The 3,123-nt window shown below is 61.7% G+C and carries 5 protein-coding genes; all 5 read left to right on the forward strand.

Features of this window, described 5'->3' with window-relative positions:
- Window positions 1–602, forward strand: a 602-nt coding sequence (locus tag ACTH3D_RS12905; protein WP_441667547.1) for a MotA/TolQ/ExbB proton channel family protein, incomplete at its 5' end; no start/stop codon positions are given.
- Window positions 583–1,119, forward strand: coding sequence for a MotA/TolQ/ExbB proton channel family protein (locus ACTH3D_RS12910; protein WP_441667548.1), 537 nt, complete (start codon window positions 583–585; stop codon window positions 1,117–1,119). The genes ACTH3D_RS12905 and ACTH3D_RS12910, both read left to right, overlap by 20 nt.
- Window positions 1,112–1,519, forward strand: a complete 408-nt coding sequence (locus ACTH3D_RS12915; RefSeq protein WP_441667549.1) for an ExbD/TolR family protein — start codon at window positions 1,112–1,114, stop codon at window positions 1,517–1,519. Before ACTH3D_RS12910 ends, ACTH3D_RS12915 begins: the two co-directional genes overlap by 8 nt.
- The gene (locus ACTH3D_RS12920; protein WP_441667550.1) at window positions 1,519–2,247 is read left to right on the forward strand and encodes a TonB family protein; all 729 of its coding nucleotides are present in this window, start codon (window positions 1,519–1,521) and stop codon (window positions 2,245–2,247) included. Before ACTH3D_RS12915 ends, ACTH3D_RS12920 begins: the two co-directional genes overlap by 1 nt.
- Window positions 2,244–3,123 (forward strand): hypothetical protein (locus ACTH3D_RS12925; protein ID WP_441667551.1); only part of this gene is annotated, 880 nt, incomplete at its 3' end. The genes ACTH3D_RS12920 and ACTH3D_RS12925, both read left to right, overlap by 4 nt.

Raw genomic sequence — 3,123 nt, forward strand, 5'->3', positions numbered from 1 at the left:
GCGGTGCCGTCGGCTACGTGGTGGTCGCCCTGGGCGCCTTGGGGCTGCTGGTGGCGTTGATGCAATATACCTATCTGCTGCGCGTCACACTGACTCAGCGCCGTCAGCTCGCTGATCTAGAGCGGCTGCGCGATGACAATCCCCTGGGCCGTGTACTCAAGCGCTTCCAGGTCTCTGGTGCCGAGCATGTACCCGAGGCGCTTGAGGCACGTCTGGACGAAGCGATGCTCGCAGAGCAACCGCGCATTGAGCGCGGTCAGGCGCTGGTTAAAATGTTGGCTGCCATTGCGCCGCTGCTTGGTCTGCTGGGCACCGTAACAGGTATGATCGTGACCTTTCAGGCGATCACGGTGTTCGGCACCGGTGATCCGCAGCTGATGGCCGGTGGCATCAGTCAGGCGCTGGTCACCACTGTGTTGGGGCTGATCACGGCTGTGCCGCTGCTGTTTGCCCATACCGCGCTTACCAGCCGCAGCCGGGCTCTGATCAGCAGCATGGAAGGTCGTGCCAGTGCCGTGCTCGCTGATCGTCTTGTGGCCGACGTCACGTCGTCCGCTGCCCCTTTAACCGGTGCGAAACGCCATGCTGATGCACTGGCTTGAACCCCTTGCCGGTCTGATCGAGTCCGGTGGCCCGGTACTGGTAGTGATCGCGGGCGTGGCCATGTTGTTGTTCAGCGTGGCACTGGAGCGCTGGTGGTTCTTTCGCTTTCACTACTGTCCCGCCCGGCGCTCTCTGGTGGCACGCTGGCTGGCATGCGATGAGCACAGCAGCTGGGGCGCGTTGACCCTGCGGGGGGTGTGGACCAATGAGCTGATCGCCGGCCTGCGGGGGCCTTTGCCATGGCTCAGGCTGCTGGTGGTGATATGTCCGCTGCTGGGTCTTCTGGGCACAGTAACCGGTATGATCAGCGTGTTTGATAGCCTCTCGGTCAGTGAGGTTAACCAGGCTCGCGCCATGGCAGACGGCGTGGCACGAGCTACATTGCCTACGCTGAGTGGAATGGCAGTATCAGTGGTGGGGCTGCTATTCATTACCCGCCTGGAGCATATCATTCGGCGCGAGCAGCAGCGGCTGCACGATCGTCTTGCTCGCGCCGCGGAGGACACCCATGCGTAGACGCCGGCTGGGAGCCGTAGACGAGGAGTCCAGTGAGGTCAATTTGACCCCGATGCTGGATGTCGTCTTTATCATGCTGATTTTTTTTATTGTCACTACCAGCTTCATCAAGGAAAGTGGCGTGGAAATCGAGCGCCCTGAGTCCAGTGCGGCCACGCCGCGTTCCGATGTTCAGGTGCTGGTGGCGATCACGCCGGAAGGCGCAGTATGGATTGATGGCGAACCGGTGGATATTCATCGGGTAGGCACGCAGGTATCAGGGCTGGTCAGCGATGATGGCTCGGTCGTAATCCAGGCCGACCGCAATGCGACTACGGGGGTGTTGATCGAGGTGATGGATCGCCTCCGTGATGCTGGCGTGGAACAAGTGGCTGTGGCGGCCCAGCGGAGCGGTGACTGATGCGCTACCCCTTTGGCTTGCTAACCGGCTCGAGCTTGGCGCTGTTGCTTTTTACACTGCTGGCCTGGCTAGTGGTACCGCCTCAGGCACCCAGGCCACTAGAGGAAATGATGCTGAGCCTGACCGAGCTTTCCGATGCGCCTGCCGATCTGTCGCCATCTGAGCCGACAACCACGCAGATTAGCTTACCATCACCACCACCGGCGGTTGCGCCGCCGGCTTTCGCGCAAAATACCGATAGCATGATTACCCTTCCGAGCCCTGAATTGCCACCGCGTGAGACGCCAGAGGTCGAACTGGACGCGCCACTGCCTGAACTTATCGAAACACCACCTGAGCCTGCACCTGAACCGCAACCAAAGTTACAGCCAAAGCTGCTACCCAGCCCGGCACCCAGTGCTGAGCCCAAGCCTCAGCTCGTCGCTGAGCCAGCGCCAGCATCGTTACGGGAACCGGTGGTGGACGTGGGCAGTTCGGTTCGGCCCACGCGTCGTGTACCACCGCAGTATCCTTCCCGTGCCCGGCGTCGCGGTTTGGAAGGGCATGTGGTGGTGCAGTTTGTGATTCGCGCCGATGGCAGCGTCGACACCGGCAGCCTCAAAGTTCTTGAAGCGCGCCCGCGAAAGGTGTTTGAGCAAGTGGCACGGCAGGCAATTGCAGACTGGCGCTTCGAGCCTGCGCGAGGTCTGCGCCGGGCCCGGCAGCGTCTGGAGTTTCAATTGAGATGAAAGCTCACTGGCAAAAACTGTTCAAAGTCTGGCTGGTAGCGGCCATATTGCTGCTGGCACAGTTGGTAGCGGCGGCGCCGACACTGCCGGGCGACATGATCGCTGATCTCAAGTCAATGGAGCGCCAGCTTCAGAGTGGCGAGTATGCCAAAGTGCGTCATCATGGCCGAGCCCAGGCGCAGCGGCTGGAAGGGGGTAATGCGTCCGATCGTTGGGCGAGGGCGCTATATCTGCAGTTGGCTGCCAGCGCAGAGGCACGTTTGGGTAACGCCGCAGCGGCCGCCGAGCTTCTGGCAAAGGCCCGTGGCATTCGCGAAATGGAGCCTGCACAGGTGGATCGCTGGCAGCATCAGGAAGCCAGACTACGGTTGAAGGCCAATCAACCGCAACAGGCACGTGACTTGCTCAGTAATTGGCTTGAGCGCCATGCAGGCAGCGCTACGGACCGCTGGCTGATGGCGCAGTTGCTGTCTGAGGATGGGCATTGGAGCGCGGCGGCCTCGTGGGTTGAAGCTGCCCTTGAGATTGAAACGACACCAGATGAGCAGCACAGCGCCTTTGCTGCCACTGTACTTCAGCGTGCCGGTGACAAAGGCGGGGCACTTGCGATTATCGACAAGCGTTTGAAACAGGCCGGCAACGATGCCACCGAGTGGCGGCGGGCGGCAGGTCTGGCCCAGCAGTTGAGCGATGCTGGGCGTGCTGCAGCGATTTGGGAGGCGGGCTGGCAGCGCGGCGCGTTGGCTGGCAGCGATGATCTGGTGCAGCGCATTCGCCTGCATTTTTCAGGAGGTACCCCCGCACGCGCCGCCGAGCTGCTCGCGCAGTCGCTGTCAGATGGTGCCCTGAAAGACAGCTTTGAGCATCGGCGAATGC

The sequence above is a fragment of the Halomonas sp. genome (assembly GCF_052095765.1).
Lineage (GTDB): Bacteria > Pseudomonadota > Gammaproteobacteria > Pseudomonadales > Halomonadaceae > Halomonas.

Coding starts and splice junctions, on each gene's coding strand:
- ACTH3D_RS12910 (WP_441667548.1), top strand. CDS start 583: ATGCTGATGCACTGGCTTGAACCCCTTGCCGGTCTGATCGAGTCCGGT.
- ACTH3D_RS12915 (WP_441667549.1), top strand. CDS start 1,112: ATGCGTAGACGCCGGCTGGGAGCCGTAGACGAGGAGTCCAGTGAGGTC.
- ACTH3D_RS12920 (WP_441667550.1), top strand. CDS start 1,519: ATGCGCTACCCCTTTGGCTTGCTAACCGGCTCGAGCTTGGCGCTGTTG.